The 15,511-nt window shown below is 72.7% G+C and carries 13 protein-coding genes; 6 read left to right on the forward strand and 7 right to left on the reverse strand.

Annotated elements, in window-relative coordinates; genetic code table 11:
• Positions 1 to 14 precede the first annotated feature (14 nt).
• From ACIRD7_RS02760 to map, 7 genes are all read right to left on the reverse strand, one after another.
• Positions 15 to 2,564, reverse strand: a complete 2,550-nt coding sequence (locus tag ACIRD7_RS02760) for an ATP-dependent Clp protease ATP-binding subunit (RefSeq protein ID WP_403448823.1) — start codon at positions 2,562 to 2,564, stop codon at positions 15 to 17.
• Positions 2,565 to 2,698: 134 nt separating this feature from the next.
• The gene (locus tag ACIRD7_RS02765) at positions 2,699 to 4,471 is read right to left on the reverse strand and encodes an ABC transporter ATP-binding protein (RefSeq protein WP_403451623.1); all 1,773 of its coding nucleotides are present in this window, start codon (positions 4,469 to 4,471) and stop codon (positions 2,699 to 2,701) included.
• A 101-nt stretch (positions 4,472 to 4,572) separates the two neighbouring features.
• Positions 4,573 to 4,998 carry a lasso peptide biosynthesis B2 protein gene (locus tag ACIRD7_RS02770; protein ID WP_403448825.1) on the reverse strand — a complete coding sequence of 142 codons (426 nt, stop codon included), beginning with the start codon at positions 4,996 to 4,998 and terminating at the stop codon, positions 4,573 to 4,575.
• A complete protein-coding gene (locus ACIRD7_RS02775) occupies positions 4,995 to 5,249 on the reverse strand; it encodes a lasso peptide biosynthesis PqqD family chaperone (RefSeq protein ID WP_403448827.1) in 255 nt (84 codons plus the stop codon). The genes ACIRD7_RS02770 and ACIRD7_RS02775 overlap by 4 nt, the downstream gene beginning before the upstream one ends.
• A 24-nt stretch (positions 5,250 to 5,273) precedes the next feature.
• The gene (locus ACIRD7_RS02780) at positions 5,274 to 7,118 is read right to left on the reverse strand and encodes a lasso peptide isopeptide bond-forming cyclase (protein WP_403448828.1); all 1,845 of its coding nucleotides are present in this window, start codon (positions 7,116 to 7,118) and stop codon (positions 5,274 to 5,276) included.
• A 25-nt stretch (positions 7,119 to 7,143) separates the two neighbouring features.
• Positions 7,144 to 7,254, reverse strand: a complete 111-nt coding sequence (locus tag ACIRD7_RS02785) for a keywimysin-related RiPP (protein ID WP_023549519.1) — start codon at positions 7,252 to 7,254, stop codon at positions 7,144 to 7,146.
• A gap of 325 nt (positions 7,255 to 7,579) precedes the next feature.
• Positions 7,580 to 8,356 (reverse strand): type I methionyl aminopeptidase, encoded by a 777-nt coding sequence (map, locus tag ACIRD7_RS02790; RefSeq protein WP_403448830.1) that lies wholly within the window; start codon positions 8,354 to 8,356, stop codon positions 7,580 to 7,582.
• 65 nt (positions 8,357 to 8,421) lie between these two features.
• Between map and ACIRD7_RS02795 the strand changes: the two genes are divergently transcribed.
• The 6 genes from ACIRD7_RS02795 to ACIRD7_RS02820 all read left to right on the forward strand — a co-directional run bounded on the left by ACIRD7_RS02795 (position 8,422) and on the right by ACIRD7_RS02820 (position 15,452).
• Positions 8,422 to 8,682 (forward strand): helix-turn-helix domain-containing protein, encoded by a 261-nt coding sequence (locus ACIRD7_RS02795; RefSeq protein ID WP_403448833.1) that lies wholly within the window; start codon positions 8,422 to 8,424, stop codon positions 8,680 to 8,682.
• A 130-nt stretch (positions 8,683 to 8,812) separates the two neighbouring features.
• On the forward strand, positions 8,813 to 10,495 hold the full coding sequence (locus tag ACIRD7_RS02800; RefSeq protein WP_403448836.1) for a hypothetical protein: 1,683 nt from the start codon (positions 8,813 to 8,815) through the stop codon (positions 10,493 to 10,495).
• Positions 10,496 to 10,685: 190 nt separating this feature from the next.
• Entirely contained in the window at positions 10,686 to 11,528 is an 843-nt protein-coding gene (locus ACIRD7_RS02805; protein ID WP_403448839.1) for a nitrilase-related carbon-nitrogen hydrolase, read from the forward strand.
• The gene (locus ACIRD7_RS02810) at positions 11,525 to 12,808 is read left to right on the forward strand and encodes an aspartate aminotransferase family protein (protein ID WP_403448841.1); all 1,284 of its coding nucleotides are present in this window, start codon (positions 11,525 to 11,527) and stop codon (positions 12,806 to 12,808) included. The genes ACIRD7_RS02805 and ACIRD7_RS02810 overlap by 4 nt, the downstream gene beginning before the upstream one ends.
• Before the next feature lie 38 nt (positions 12,809 to 12,846).
• Entirely contained in the window at positions 12,847 to 14,454 is a 1,608-nt protein-coding gene (locus ACIRD7_RS02815; protein ID WP_403448844.1) for a PucR family transcriptional regulator, read from the forward strand.
• Positions 14,455 to 14,609: 155 nt separating this feature from the next.
• The gene (locus ACIRD7_RS02820) at positions 14,610 to 15,452 is read left to right on the forward strand and encodes a nitrilase-related carbon-nitrogen hydrolase (protein ID WP_194039420.1); all 843 of its coding nucleotides are present in this window, start codon (positions 14,610 to 14,612) and stop codon (positions 15,450 to 15,452) included.
• The last annotated feature ends 59 nt before the right edge of the window (positions 15,453 to 15,511 follow it).

The raw sequence follows: 15,511 nt of genomic DNA on the forward strand, positions 1-15,511 counted from the left end.
GCCCCACCCGCCGCTCACAACTCGGGGGCGGGCGGCAGCTCTTCCGTGCGGAAGGCCAGCCGCCCGTCCTCCACGTCCACCGTCACCCGGCCGCCCTCGCCGATCCGGCCGTCCAGGAGCAGCCGGGAGAGCTGGTTGTCGACCTCCCGCTGGATCGTGCGGCGCAGCGGGCGGGCGCCGTACTCGGGCTGGTAGCCGCGCTCGGAGAGCCAGTCCACGGCCGCTGCGGTGAACTCGACCGAGACGCCCTGGGCGTGCAGCAGCCGCCGCGTCTTGTCCAGCATCAGGTTGGTGATCTGCTCCAGCTGGTCGTGGGTGAGCTGGCGGAACACCACGATCTCGTCGATGCGGTTGAGGAACTCGGGCCTGAAGTGCTGGCGCAGCGGCCGCAGGATCCGCTCGCTGCGCGCCTCCTCGGCGGCCTCCTCGTCACCCGAGCCGAACCCGATCCCGGCGCCGCCCCGGCTGATCGCCTCCGAGCCGAGGTTGCTGGTCATCACGACGACCGCGTTGGTGAAGTCCACCGTCCGGCCCTGCGAGTCGGTCAGCCGGCCGTCGTCCAGAACCTGGAGCAGGATGTTGAAGACGTCCGGGTGGGCCTTCTCGATCTCGTCCAGCAGAAGCAGCGAGTACGGGTGCCGGCGCACCACCTCGGTGAGCTGGCCGGCCTCCTCGTGGCCGACATAGCCGGGCGGGGCGCCGATCAGCCGGCTGACTGTGTGCCGTTCCTGGTACTCGCTCATGTCCAGGCGGACCATGCGCTCCTCGCTGCCGAACAGCGCCTCCGCCAGCGCCCGCGCCAGCTCGGTCTTGCCGACGCCGGTCGGGCCGAGGAAGAGGAAGCTGCCGATCGGCCGGTCGGGGCTCGAGAGTCCGGCCCGCGAGCGCAGCACCGCGTCGGAGACCACGCGCACCGCCTCGTCCTGCCCGACGACGCGCTGGTGCAGATGCTCCTCCAGGCCGAGCAGCCGGTCCTTCTCCTCCTCGGTGAGGCTGCTCACCGGGATGCCGGTCTGCCGGGACACGACCTCGGCGATGGCCTCGGCGGTCACCTCCAGGTCCATGCCCTCGTCGATCTCGCCGTCGCCCGTCTCCGCGATGCGCTTCTTCAACTCGACGATACGGTCGCGCAGTTGCGTCGCCTGCTCGTAGCTCTCGTCGGCGACGGCCTGGTCCTTGTCCCGGGTCAGCTGCTCGACCTCGCGCTCCATGGCCCGTACGTCCGTGCCCTTGGTCCGTGCGCGCAGCCGCACCCGGGCGCCCGCCTGGTCGATCAGGTCGATCGCCTTGTCCGGCAGACGGCGGTCGGTGAGATAGCGGTCGGACAGCTCCACGGCGGCGACCAGCGCCTCGTCGCTGTAGCGGACCTGGTGGTGGGCCTCGTAGCGGTCGCGCAGGCCGCGCAGGATCTCGATGGCGTCGGCGGTGGTCGGCTCGGGGACCAGGATCGGCTGGAACCGGCGGGAGAGCGCCGCGTCCTTCTCGATCCTGCGGTACTCCTCCAGCGTCGTCGCGCCCACGACATGGAGTTCGCCGCGTGCGAGGGCCGGCTTGAGGATGTTCCCGGCGTCCATGGACCCGCCCTCGCCGCCGCCTCCGGCGCCCACGACGGTGTGCAGTTCGTCGATGAAGACGATCAGCCGGTCGGAGTGCGCGCGGATCTCGTCGACGATGTTGGTCAGCCGCTCCTCGAAGTCACCCCGGTAACGGGTGCCGGCGACCACCCCGGTCAGGTCGAGGGCGATCACCCGGCGGCCGCTGAGTACGTCCGGCACGTCGCCGTCGGTGATCCGCTGGGCCAGGCCCTCCACGATCGCGGTCTTGCCGACGCCCGCGTCGCCGATGAGCACCGGGTTGTTCTTGCCGCGCCGGGAGAGCACCTCGACGGTCTGCTCGATCTCCTCGTCCCGGCCGATCACCGGGTCGATACGGCCCTGGCGGGCGAGGTCGGTGAGGTCACGGCCGTACTTGTCCAGGGTCGGCGTACCGGTGTCGACACGCGGGCGCTGGTCGGTACGGTCCCCGGGCCGGCCCCCGTCGGCGGCCTCGGGCGGCATGCCGGAGGGCGCGAAGCGGGCCGCGTTGAGGATGTGCCCGGCCGCCGAGTCGGGATTCGAGGCGAGGGCGCTGAGCACGTGCTCCGGGCCGATGTAGCCGGCGCCCCGCGCGCGGGCCAGGTCGTGCGCGTCCAGCAGGGCGCGCTTGGCCGCCGGCGTGAGGGAGAGCGACGTCGGCGGCGGGGCCTCGCCCGGCTGGTGCTGGATCGGGCCCGACCGCTCGTCGATCTCCGTCGCCAGCGAGTCGGGATCCGCGCCCGCCCGGCTGAGCAGGCTCCGGGTCGGCTCGGCGGACAGCGCGGCCCGCAGCAGGTGCTGGGTGTCCAGGTCCCGGCTGCCGTGCTCGGCGGCGTACTGGGCGGCGCCGCGCACCATCTCCCGGGCCGGCTGACTGAGCAGCCGTCCGATGTCGATCTGCCGGGGTCCGGGGCGCGGTCCGCCGAAGAAGCGGGCGAGGAATTCCCCGAAGGGGTCGTAGTCTTCGGGACCACTGAAGCCGCTGGTCATGGCGTTCCCATCCGGCTTCCCTGCGCGGGCAGGGTCGCCCTCGCTGATCGACGTGCCGGATTCGGGTAACCCGGTTCGGGCTCGCTCATGCCACGATGGCACGTTCTGGCCCAGGGGGCATGTGCAGGAACGCCTCAGCCGTTCGTCCGGCGGCCGCCCAGGTCCGCGGGCGGCCCGTCGCCGGGGCGCAGCATCTGGCTCGTGGCCAGTTCGCGGTAGAGGGGATCGCGGGCCATCAGCTGCTCGTGGCTTCCGCAGGCCGGGCCGCGGCCCGGGTGGAGGACGACGATGTGGTCGGCGTGCCGCACGGTGGACAGGCGGTGGGCGATGACCAGCAGGGCGCATTCCTGGGCGACGTCCTTCATCACCGTGGTCAGCGCCGCTTCGTTGATCGCGTCGAGGTGGGCGGTGGGCTCGTCCAGGAGCAGCAGCGCGGGACGGGCGAGCAAGGCCCGGGCCAGGGCGACGCGTTGACGTTCGCCGCCGGAGAGGGTGCTGCCGCGCTCACCGACGACCGTGTCCAGACCGCCGGGCAGCCGGTCGACGAGTTCCTCCAGCCGGGTCAGCGAGAGGACCCGCCGGATTTCCGCCTCGGGGGCGTCGGGCACGGCGTAGGTGATGTTCTCCCGCAGGGTGCCGTGGACGACGTGGGTGTTCTGGTCCACCACGGCGATGCGCCGGCGGCAGACGTCGCGGCCCAGTTCGGCGGCGGGGCGCCCGTCGAACAGCACGGTTCCCGCGTCCGGTTCGTAGAACCCCGCCACCAGCGCGAAGACCGTGCTCTTGCCGGCTCCCGAGGGGCCCACGAGGGCGACCTGCCGGCGGTGGGGGACGGCGAAGGACACGCCCGACAGTACGGGGCGGCCCGGGGCGTATCCGAAGCGGACGTCGTGCAGGGCGAGCGCCGGCTGGCCGGCGGGGACGGACGGCAGCGGCCGGTGGCCGGTCGACCCGGCCGACGGGCCCGTGTGTTCCACGGGTAGGCGCAGCGCCTGGTCGACGCGCCGGTATGCGCCCATGCCGCGCTGGACCAGACCCACCGCGTGGAAAACGCAGGACAGCGGCAGGACGAGATACGAGGCGTACAGCAGGAACGCGACGAGATCCCCGAGGGAGCCGGCGTGACCGCTGACCCGCAGGCCACCGACGACGAGCACGATGAGGAACGAGCCCTGGACGGCGAGTTCGACGGCGGGACTCATGACGGAGGCGAGCTTCGCGGTGCGGACCCCCGCGTCGTAGGCCTCCTGGACCCGGCCCCCGATGCGGGCGGCCTCGCGGTCCTCGGCACGGTGCACCCGGACCATGGGCAGGGCGCCAAGGGCCCGTTCCAGGTCCGCGGCGACGGCACCGACCGAGTCCTGCATATGCTCGGACGCCTTCCGCAGGCCCTGGAGCAGCGAGGTGACCACGGCCGCGGCGACGGCCACGGTGAGCGCGACCAGAAGCAGCAGCAGCGGGTCGAGCCACGCCATCAGGATCACCGCTCCGGCGGCGACGAGGCTGCCGGTCACCAGGTCCACCAGGGCCTGCGAGACGACCTCGCGCAGCAGGGTGGTGTCGGCGGTGACCCGGGAGATGAGGTCGCCGCTCCGGTGTCGGTCGTACTCCCGCATCTCCAGCCGGAGCAGCCGCCCCACCAGGCCGAGCCGGAGCTGCCGTACGACGCCCTCGCCCATCCGCTCCAGCAGGAAGCGCCCCGCCGACCCGATCGCCGCTTCCACCAGGAACAGTGCGCCGAGGAGTGCCAGCAGCGGCCAGACGACCTGGCCGCGGCCGCTCGCGTCCACGGCGTGCCGGGCGACCAGCGGCTGGACCAGCCCCAGCGCGGAGCCGGCCAGCGTCAGCGCGGTGGCCACGGCGGCGGCGGCCCGGTGCCCGGCGGTGAGCCTGTACAGCGTGGCCACGGCCGCGCGGGTCGACAGGTCCTCGTCGCCGGCCTCGTGGGTCCTGTGGTCCGCGACCGTGCCGCCCGACGCCGGCCCGGTGTCCGCGGCCACCCCCCCGCTCATCGGCCTGCCGGCTCGACGGCCACCAGCCGGGCGAAATAGCCGTCGGGCACGCCCTCGCCCACGGGGCGGCCCTCCGCTTCGATCCAGGCGTGCGCGGTGAAGGGCGGGACGACGCGGACCCCGGTGCACCAGGTCGGCCACGTCCCCCTCAGCCGGCACAGCAGCGCGGCCCCCAGGGAGCGCGGCAGGCACCCCTTCGGGGCGGCGCAGCGCAGGCTGGCGGCGCACATGGCGTCGCGCGCGTCCTGGGCCTGCGCGATGGTGGCGGGTGCGGCACCGCGCCGCACCACGCCCAGCACGGTCCGGATACGGCGGGGTGGCAGAAGGGCGAGGGCGACGGCGGGGAGCAGGACGAGGAGGGCGGCCAGGCGGTGGCCGAGGGGCACACCGGTGGGGCGTTCCAGCGCGCTGGGTGTCGTCATGAGGCCAGTCCCGCCTCACGCAGATGACCGACGAGCGCCTCGACGTCCCGCTCGGCCTGTGCCCGGTCGATGTCGAACTCGCGGATCAGGGCGGCGGTCGCGTCCGCCTCCTCGCCGCCGTCGAGCAGGGTACGGACCACAAGGGTGGCGGTCGGGTTCAACTCCCAGTAGGTACCGGCTCGCTCGTCCAGCAGTACGGTGCCGTAGTCGGTCTCGGCCGTGGAGATGTGTGCGTCGAACCGCAAGGGCATGCGCTCGCCTTTCTGACGGGGTTCTCAGGGAGTGCGGGCACGGCTGTGGGACAGCCCCCGCAGCCACACCTCGGCGGCGATGGTGGAGTAGAGGATGGCGTCGGAGAGGCCCGGTGAGGTCGGGCGTACGGCGAGGCGGCGCAGCTCGTCGCCGTCCACCAGGCCCAGTGCCTCCAGCCGTGAGCCCTCCCACAGGGCCAGCAGGTCGCCGCGGTGATGGCGCAGTCCGTTGGCGGCGTCCATGGCGGCCGTCGCCTTGTTGGCACGCCGCAGGCAGTCCTCGGGCACGATTCCGCGCATCGCGGCGCTCAGGACGGGCTTGTACTGCCAGGGAGTGACGCGCTCGCTCGGACGGACGGCGAGGAACGCCTCGATGACGCGGTCGTCGAAGAAGGGGGAGGCCATCGGCAGGCCCGCCCGCGCCGCCATCCGGTCCCACTGCCGGATGACGCGGGTGCACGAGCGGATCTGCTCCAGGTCGGTGTGCAGTCCGCGGTCCGGGTGCAGCGGCGAGGCCGTGGCCGCCGCGTCGAGCAGTGCCCGGCGGGCCATCCGCTCCGCCTCGGGGGTCACCCAGTCGAACAGGCGCGGGGCCATGCCCCAGCCGAGACTCGTCGCGACGGACGAGGGCAACGGGTCACGCAGCCGGCCGGCTCCGTCGGCGAGCCACTTCCCGTACGGCCGGGAGTCGGCGAGGGCGCGGGCCGTGTCGCCCAGTGGCCACTGCCACAGCGCCCGGTACCCGCGCAACTGGCGCAGCGCGAACAGTGGACGGGTGCGCACCAGCCGGTGGTAGTAGGCGTCGGAGCACCATGCCACGTGGTCGCCGCCGATTCCGGTCAGGTGCAACCGGCTGCCGCGTGCGGCGAGGCCCGGCAGGTGGTGCAGGACCCGGGAGCGGTCCATGACGCCGATGGTGGGCTCGTCGAGGAGGTCGTCGATGCCGAGCAGATCCTCGTAGACCAGCGGCGAGGCGTCGGCGTCCCACACCACGTGCTCGACGTCCGGGAGGTGCTTGATGGCCCGCTCCGCCCACTGCAGGTCGGTGTCCGCCGGATCGCGGCCCGGCCAGGTGCTGGCCACCACGTGGGCGGGGGAACGGTCGGCCAGGAAGCAGATGGAGGTCGAGTCCAGGCCGCCGGACAGATCGCAGCTCACCACGCCGCCCTGCCGGGTCCGCGCGCCCACGGCCTCCTCCAGCGCCGTCCGGATCAGGGGCGCCGCCTCGGCGAGTGGCCGCACCGGCTCCGGCGGCGTCCACCAGCGGGTGTGCCGTACGGTGCGCCCGTCCGCGGCGACGATCACGGCGTCCTGCGGGGGCACAGCGGTGACCGGGCGCCACAGGGAGTTCTCGAACAGGGGGTAGGGGGCCGGCCACAGCAGCCGGACGGCCAGCTCCTGCGGATCGGGGTCGAGGCCGAGCGCGGCGGCGAGCGTGTCGGCGCGGGTGGCGGCCACCCGGACGCCGTCGATCTCGGTGTGGAAGACCAGCCGCAGGCCGGAGGCGGTGCCCTGGACCCGGACCTGTCCGTCGAGGGCGGCGACGAGGTGGAAGCTGCCGGGGAGGGAGCGGGCCGGCGCGTCGAGTTCCGTCAGGTCCCTCAGCCGTGCGGCCATACGCCGGAGTTGCGCCGCCTCGACGGGGCAGCAGCCGATGACGGCGAGGGTGGCACTCCCGGCGCTCGCGGTGACGATCTCGTCGTCGTGCCAGTGGCCGACCAGCCAGGGCCGGCCCGACGCGTGCGCGAGGGTCCGGCTACCGGGGCGGGCGAAGGAGCGGGCCACGGCGGCCGCGTCCTCGCGGTCCGGAAGGACCGCGAAGTGCGCGTCGCCGGGGCCCGTCCCCGCACTTTCGTGCAGTTCAGTCATGACGTCGGGTCAGTGCCGTCGCCCGTCAGTTCTTGCTGAAGATCAGCCGGTCGTTGCCGGAGCGCTGAAGGAGTCCCGTCTCCTTGCGGAACGTACCGAGCCGGACGAGCGTCGGTGCCTCGTATGCCTTCTTCATGACTTCTCCTCACTGAGCCGTGGCCCAAGCCCCACGGTGGGGTGGGCACAGCACACAGCTAGCTGCGGAATGCGTGGTTCCGGCAAGGTGTGGCACGAAAGTATGAACATACGAAAAGGCTGGTGAACCTGTTCTACTTGCACGTGCGTTCGGACCTGGTGGGAGAGCTTTGGCCATCGAAGGTTTGCCGTGCGCATGTGCGAAGAATCGTTCTCGACTGCGGCCCGTCGGTGGTCGCGGCGGCCGTGCACGAAACCCGGGGCGGGAGCCGCCCGGGCGCACTGTGCGGCCGTCGGTGCGCAACGTCTCCGGCGGGGGTGGCTGGTCAGAGGGCTTCCCTGGCGGTGAGAACGCGCGGTCCCACATCCGTGATCGCCACCGTGTGCTCCGCGTGCGCCGCGCGGGATCCGTCGTTCGTGCACAGGGTCCAGCCGTCCGGCGCCGCGTGGTAGCCGTCCTTGCCGCTCGCGACGACCATCGGCTCGATGGCGAGGACCATGCCGTGCCGCAGTCGCATGCCCCGGCCTGGGCGTCCCTCGTTCGGTACGCCCGGGTCCTCGTGCATCTTGCGGCCGATGCCGTGTCCGCCGAAGCCGTCCGGGATGCCGTAGCCGGCCGCCCGGCAGACCGAGCCGATCGCGTGGGCGATGTCGCCGATGCGGTTTCCGACCACGGCCGCCTCGATGCCCGCCGCCAGTGCCCGCTCCGCCGCCTCGATCAGGCGTACGTCGGCGGGGCGCGCCCTGCCGACCGTGAAGCTGATCGCCGAGTCGCCGGCCCAGCCGCCCAGTTCGGCGCCGCAGTCGATGGAGACCAGGTCGCCGTCGCGCAGGCGGTAGCCGGTCGGGATGCCGTGCACGATCGCGTCGTTCACCGAGGCGCAGATGACGGCCGGGAAGGGGGTGGGTGCGAAGGAGGGGCGGTAGCCGAGGAACGGTGAGGTCGCCCCGGCGTCGCGCAGCACCTCGCGTGCCACCTCGTCCAGCTCCAGCAGGGAGACCCCCACGTCGGCGACCTTGCGCACGGCCGTGAGGGCCCGGCCCACGACCTGCCCGGCCTCGTACATCTCATCGATCGACTTGTCCGTCTTAAGCTCCACCATGCCAATTACTATACCGGTATTTGAATGGGGTGAGGTGGGCGGGGAGCGGTATTAGAATGGGCGCCATGGTGCGCACCCCTCTCACCCCCGAAGAGCGCGAGCGCGGCGAGCGGCTCGGCCGGCTGCTCCGCGAGGCCCGTGGCGGCCGCAGCATGACGGAGGTCGCGGCGAGCGCCGGCATCTCCGCCGAGACGCTGCGCAAGATCGAGACCGGACGTGCGCCGACCCCGGCGTTCTTCACCGTGGCCGCGCTGGCGGAGGCCCTCGGGCTGTCGATGGACGACCTCCACGGCCGGTGCGCGCCTGTGGTCGAGGCCGCCGCCTGAGAGGCCCGCACGTCACGTTCCGGCAGGAGCGGCGTACTCTGCGTTCAGTCGGAAAACTTCCCGTAGCGCGCCCGTAACACGTCTGGTGTTGCCTTACGGACCGGAGTGCTCCGGTCTGGCGGGAGTTGGGATGTCAGTGGATCAACTCTCGGCTCGGGTGCGGGAGTTCGCGAACTACCTGGACGGCCTCGTGGCGCGCCTCGACCAGGGCGGCGGCTGGTGCGGGGTGTTCTGGCAGCGTGACCCGGAGGGCATGCGGGCCTGCCTCGACGGACGCGAGGTCCCGCCCTGGGACGTGGTCGAGTCCCTCCTGTACGACCTCGCCGGGCAGTACGGCCCCGGCGGCGCCGACGCCGAGACGGAACGCGCGCACGCCCTGCACACCGCCGCGCTCGGCGCGTTCGACGCGCGTCCCGGCGGCCGTGACGCCCTCGGCGACCGACTCGACGTCATGCTCCGCGAACAGCGGTACGCCGCCGAACGGCAGGCGGAGCTGGGCCGGTTGCTCGCGGCCGCGACCAGCCGGGAGGAGGCCGACACCATCCGCCTCGACCTCGCCTGGGCCCGCGACGACCACGAACGCGCGACCGCCCGCTGCGCCGAGCTGCGCGGCCGGATCGCCGAGCTGGAACGGCGGGCGGCGGGGGCGCGGGGGCGGGCGATGCGGCAGGGGCGGGTGGGGGAGGGGGCCGTCTTTCGCGTCGCCGACGGAGGGGCCGGGGGCGGCGGGTCCCGGGACGGCGGATTCGGAGGCGGCGGGTTCGCGGACGAGGGGTTCCCGGACGGCGGGTTCGGGGGTGACGGGTTCGCGGACGACAGGCTCGGGGGTGACGGGTTCGCGGACGACAGGCTCGGGGGTGACGGGTTCGCGGACGACAGGCTCGGGGGTGACGGGTTCGCGGACGACAGGCCCGGGGGCGAAGGCTTCCCGGGCGGCAGGCTCCAGGGCGACAGGTCCGGGGCCGACGGCTTCCGGGACCATCCCGACCCGAGCGGCAGCACTCCGGTGGAAGACCGCCCCGCCCCGCCCGAGACCATCGGCACCACCGACCCCCAACCCCCCACGCCGAAGCAGCGCAAACGCCGCCGTGGCAGTGCCCGCTTCGCCGGCATCGTCGAGGAGGAGGCCGCCCCCGTCGTCGTACCTCCGACCGCCGAACCCGTACTGCCGACCCTCCCCGCGCAGAGCGCCACCCCGCGCCGCACCCCGCGAGGGGCGCGGTTCGCCGGGGCCGCCGAGGAGCCGGCCGCGGCGGCCGAGCCGCAGGCCCGGGCGGCGGACGCGGTGGACCGGCAGGAGGTCGCCGGCACCGTGGCAGCGCTGGTGCGGCTGCGCGCGCAGGGACGCAGCGGTGAGGCACACGTGCTGCTCGTCGAGGCCGCGCACTGGCCCGCCGTACGGCTTCCGCTGCTGGCCGCCGAGATGCGGCGCGCCGGCCTGGAGGCCGACTGGGCGACCCTGCTGTGGGAGGCCGCCTCGCTGCCCGCCGAGCGGCTGGTCGCCGCCGCCGACGCGCTGACCGCGGCCGGGCGGGCCGACGACGGGGAGCGTATCCTGCGGCAGGGCGTGCTGCGGCCCGCACCCGAGATCGGGCGGGCCGTGCTGGGGCTGGCCGGCGAGGGGCGGAGCCGCGAGGTCGGTGCGCTGCTGGACGCGTACGTCCGCGTCCGCACCCCGGAGGAGGCCGCCCGCAGCGCCGAGCCCGACCCGAGGACGCTCGTACCGCTCCTGCTGGAGGCCGCCCAGCGGGTCTCCGACGAGTGCCAGTGGGATCTGGTCCACGCCCTGAGGGTCGCGGGCTTCGCGGCGTGACACCCGCGCGCACCACGGGTCACACCCCTCCCACCGGCCCCATCCATCACCCACAGGAGGGTGAAACCTGATCGACTCAGCGGGTTAACGACGATGGTCTTGGCAAGGCTGTCCCGGGGGCTTACTTTCAAGCCTCTACGGCCCCCTCTACGGGCGTAGAGGCTCTGACGTCCCGTCGAAGGAGCAGCTCATGGCCAACGTCGTACGCGCCGCTCTGGTCCAGGCCACCTGGACCGGCGACACAGAGTCCATGGTGGCGAAACACGAGGAGCACGCCCGCGAGGCGGCCCGGCAGGGCGCCAGGATCATCGGCTTCCAGGAAGTCTTCAACGCTCCGTACTTCTGCCAGGTCCAGGAACCCGAGCACTACGGCTGGGCCGAGCCGGTCCCCGACGGGCCCACCACGCGCCGGATGCAGGAGCTGGCCCGCGAGACCGGCATGGTGATCGTCGTGCCGGTGTTCGAGGTCGAGAACGCGGGCTTCTACTACAACACCGCCGCCGTGATCGACGCCGACGGCACCTTCCTCGGCAAGTACCGCAAGCACCACATCCCGCAGGTCAAGGGCTTCTGGGAGAAGTACTACTTCAAGCCGGGCAACATCGGCTGGCCCGTCTTCGAGACCGCGGTCGGCAAGGTGGGCGTCTACATCTGCTACGACCGCCACTTCCCGGAGGGTTGGCGGCAACTCGGGCTCAACGGCGCCCAGTTGGTCTACAACCCGTCGGCCACCTCGCGCGGTCTGTCCGCCTACCTCTGGCAGTTGGAACAGCCCGCGGCCGCCGTCGCCAACGAGTACTTCGTCGCCGCGATCAACCGCGTGGGGCAGGAGCCGTACGGCGACAACGACTTCTACGGGACGAGCTATTTCGTCGATCCACGTGGGCAGGTTGTCGGGGAGATCGCCAGCGACAAGAGCGAGGAACTCGTCGTGCGCGACCTCGACTTCGACCTCATCGACGAAGTGCGGCAGCAGTGGGCTTTCTACCGCGACCGCCGCCCCGACGCCTATGAAGGACTGGTGCAGCCGTGACCAAGGACCTGCTGGGACGCCACCGAGCCGTCATGCCGGACTGGCTGGCCCTGTACTACGAGGAGCCGCTGGAGATCACCCACGGCGAGGGCCGCCACGTCTGGGACGCCGAGGGCAACCGCTACCTCGACTTCTTCGGCGGCATCCTCACCACGATGACCGCGCACGCGCTGCCCGAGGTCACCAAGGCGGTGAGCGAGCAGGCCGGGCGGATCATCCACTCCTCCACCCTGTACCTCAACCGGCCCATGGTCGAGCTCGCCGAGCGCGTCGCCCAGTTGAGCGGCATCCCGGACGCCCGCGTCTTCTTCACCACCTCCGGCACCGAGGCCAACGACACCGCGCTGCTGCTCGCGACGACCCACCGGCAGAGCAACACGGTCCTCGCGATGCGCAACAGCTACCACGGCCGCTCCTTCAGCGCGGTCGGCATCACCGGCAACCGCGGCTGGTCGCCCACCTCGCTGTCACCGCTGCAGACGCTGTACGTCCACGGCGGTGTCCGCACCCGCGGGCCGTACGCCGGTCTCAGCGACGCCGACTTCATCGCGGCCTGCGTCGAGGACCTGAAGGACCTCCTCGGCCACACCCGCCCGCCCGCCGCCCTGATCGCCGAGCCCATCCAGGGCGTCGGCGGCTTCACCTCCGGCCCGGACGGGCTGTACGCCGCGTTCCGCGAGGTGCTGGCGGAGCGCGGCATCCTGTGGATCGCCGACGAGGTGCAGACCGGCTGGGGCCGCACCGGCGACCACTTCTGGGGCTGGCAGGCGCACGGCCAGTCCGGTCCGCCGGACATGCTGACCTTCGCCAAGGGCATCGGCAACGGCATGTCCATCGGCGGGGTCGTCGCCCGCGCCGAGATCATGAACTGCCTGGACTCCAACAGCATCTCGACCTTCGGCGGCACCCAGATCACCATGGCGGCCGGCCTCGCCAACCTCTCCTACCTGCTCGAACACGACCTCCAGGGCAACGCCCGGCGGGTCGGCGGACTCCTCCTGGAGCGGCTGCGGGCCGTCGCCGCGCAGGTGCCGCACGTACGCGAGGTGCGCGGCCGGGGCCTGATGCTGGGCGTCGAGCTCACCAGGCCCGGCACGGACGAGGCCGACCCCGCCGCCGCCTCCGCCGTGCTGGAGGCGGCCCGCGACGGAGGCCTCCTGCTCGGCAAGGGCGGTGGCCACAACACCAGCTCCCTGCGCATCGCCCCGCCGCTGTCCCTCACCGTCGCGGAGGCCGAGGAAGGCGCCGCGATCCTCGAGAACGCTCTGAGGAGCATCTAGCACGACCCGAGTGAGCACCTGAGCAAGGGAACGCCGCCATGACCACCACATCGGAGCCCACGGAACTTTCCGAACCCGCTCTGTCGGTCCGCCAGGTCCTCACCCTGGAGCGGGTGCTGGCCGGTGAGCCCGAGGTGGTGGCCGGCGCCGGTCAGCTCGACCGGCCGGTGCGCTGGGTGCATGTCGCCGAGGCACCGGACGTCGGGGTGATGCTCAGCGGCGGCGAGATGGTGCTCACCACCGGCGTGCTGCTCGCCGGCGACGAGGACAAGCAGGCCGAGTACATCCGGTCCCTGCACCGCGCCGAGGCCGCCGCCGTCGTGCTGGGCCTCGGCCGGGCGTTCCCGGCCCCGCCGGACGTGATGCGCCGGGCGGCCGAGCGGTGCGGGCTGCCCATGGTCGTCCTGCACCGGCCGTTCCCCTTCGCCGACCTGACCGAGGAGGTCCAGTCCCGGCTGGTGCGGCGGAAGTTCGCCGCCGTCAGCCTCTCGGAGTCCGTACGGACCGCCCTCACCGGACTCATCACCGCGGGCGCGCCGCTGCAACGACTCCTCGACGAGGTCGCCTCGCACAGCGCCTGCCCCGTCGTCGTCACCAACCTCGCCCACCGCGTCCTCGCCACGGCGGGCGAGCGGTCGGCCGTGGACGACGTGCTGCGTGACTGGGAGCGCATCGCCCGGCAGGCATGGGGGCACCACCCAGGCCGTTCAGGCACTGGGGGAGGCAGGGAGGGCGACGGCTGGATCCGCGCCGAACTGGGCGGACGCGGTGAGCGGTGGGGCCAGATCATGCTGTGCGGGCACCGCGGCGACACCGCCGCCGGGCGGCTGCTCGCCGACCGCGCCGCCGAGGCCCTCGTCCTGCACCGCATGCTCGGCGGGAACTCCGCGCACACCTGGGAGGAGCAGTCCGCGCAGAGCCTGCTGACCGACCTCGTCAGCGGGGTCGTACCGGCCCGGCAGCTGCTGCCGCGGGCGCGGGCCGCCGGACTGCCGGTCAACCGGCGCAGCTTCGTGCCGCTGGTGGTGCGGGACGTCGAGGCGGACCGGCTGGAGCGGGTGCTGCGGATGCTGGGGCTGTCCGGGATCGTCGCCGAGCTCGCCGACGGGGCCACCGCCGTGCTGCTCAGCCTCGCCCGGGACCAGGACGCCACCGTGCTGGCCGCGAACTTCGCCGGCCGGGTGCGCTCGGAGTCGGGGGCCGAGCGGGCCGTCGTGGCCGCCGCCGAGGCGCGGACCGCCTGGGACGACGTGCCCACGGGGCTGCGCGAGGCCCAGCATGTCGCCGACGCCGTCGCCGACTCCTCGGCCGCCCTCGACCTCCCGGCCGTCGTACGCCTCAAGGACGTCCATCTGCGCGGCCTGATCCGGCTGCTGCGGGACGACCCGCATGTCCAGTCCTTCGCGGAACGGGAGTTGGACGGGCTGCTGTGCGCGGCCGACGACGACATGCTGTCCGTGCTGCGCACCTACCTCGCGACCGGCCGCAACAAGTCCCGCACCGCCCAGCTCCACCATGTCTCGCGGCCCGCGCTCTACCGCCGCCTGGAGGCGATACAGACGCGGCTCGGCGTCGACCTCGACGACTTCGAGCAGGCCGCATCCGTACACATCGCACTCCTCGCGCACGACGCGCAACAGAGCTGAAACCTGCCACGACCTGGGAAAACGGCGGTGAAACATGGGACCACGACAGGGTGACACCGTGACACGCCGCATGCCCGCAGACGTGACACCCTGCAACTCAAACCGATGCCGGGGACTTCCTAGCCTTCTCGCACACCGAGCGACCGGAGGTCCCGATGAGCCGAGTGATTCGTGCCGCCCTCTTCCAGACCGCCTGGACCGGCGACAAGGAATCGATGATCCAGGTACACGAGCAGGCGGCCCGCGACGCGGCCGCGCAGGGCGCTCAAGTGCTGTGCTTCCAGGAGCTGTTCTACGGGCCCTACTTCTGCCAGGTGCAGGACAAGGCGTTCTACGAGTACGCCGAGCAGATCCCCGAGGGCCCGACCGTCCGCCGCTTCCAGGCGCTCGCCAAGGAGCTGGGCATCGTCCTGGTGCTGCCGATGTACGAGGAGGAGCAGCCGGGGGTCCTGTACAACACCGCCGCCGTGATCGACGCGGACGGCTCCTACCTGGGCAAGTACCGCAAGACCCACATCCCCCAAGTGCAGGGATTCTGGGAGAAGTTCTACTTCCGCCCGGGGAACAGCGGCTGGCCGGTCTTCGAGACGGCCGTCGGGAAGATCGGCGTGTACATCTGCTACGACCGGCACTTCCCGGAGGGCTGGCGGGCCCTGGGTCTCGGCGGCGCCGAGATCGTGTTCAACCCCTCGGCCACCTCCCGCGGGCTCTCCCGCTACCTCTGGCAGCTGGAGCAGCCGGCCGCGGCCGTCGCCAACGAGTACTTCGTGGGCGCGATCAACCGGGTCGGTGTGGAGGACCTCGGCGACAACGACTTCTACGGCACGACCTACTTCGTGGACCCGGAGGCCCAGTTCGTCGGGGAGGTGGCGAGCGACAAGGAGACCGAACTCGTCGTCCGCGACCTGGACTTGGCCAAGCTGCGAGAGGTCCGCGACCGCTGGCAGTTCTACAGGGACCGCGCGCCGGGGGCGTACGGCCCGCTGACGGCACCCTGAAAACGCCGGTAGCGGCAACGCCGCCAAGGGGCGCGGGGAACTGCGCGACCAGCCCCACA

Origin of the sequence: Streptomyces sp. NPDC093568 (genome assembly GCF_044764945.1) — a bacterium.
Classification (GTDB): Bacteria; Actinomycetota; Actinomycetes; order Streptomycetales; family Streptomycetaceae; genus Streptomyces.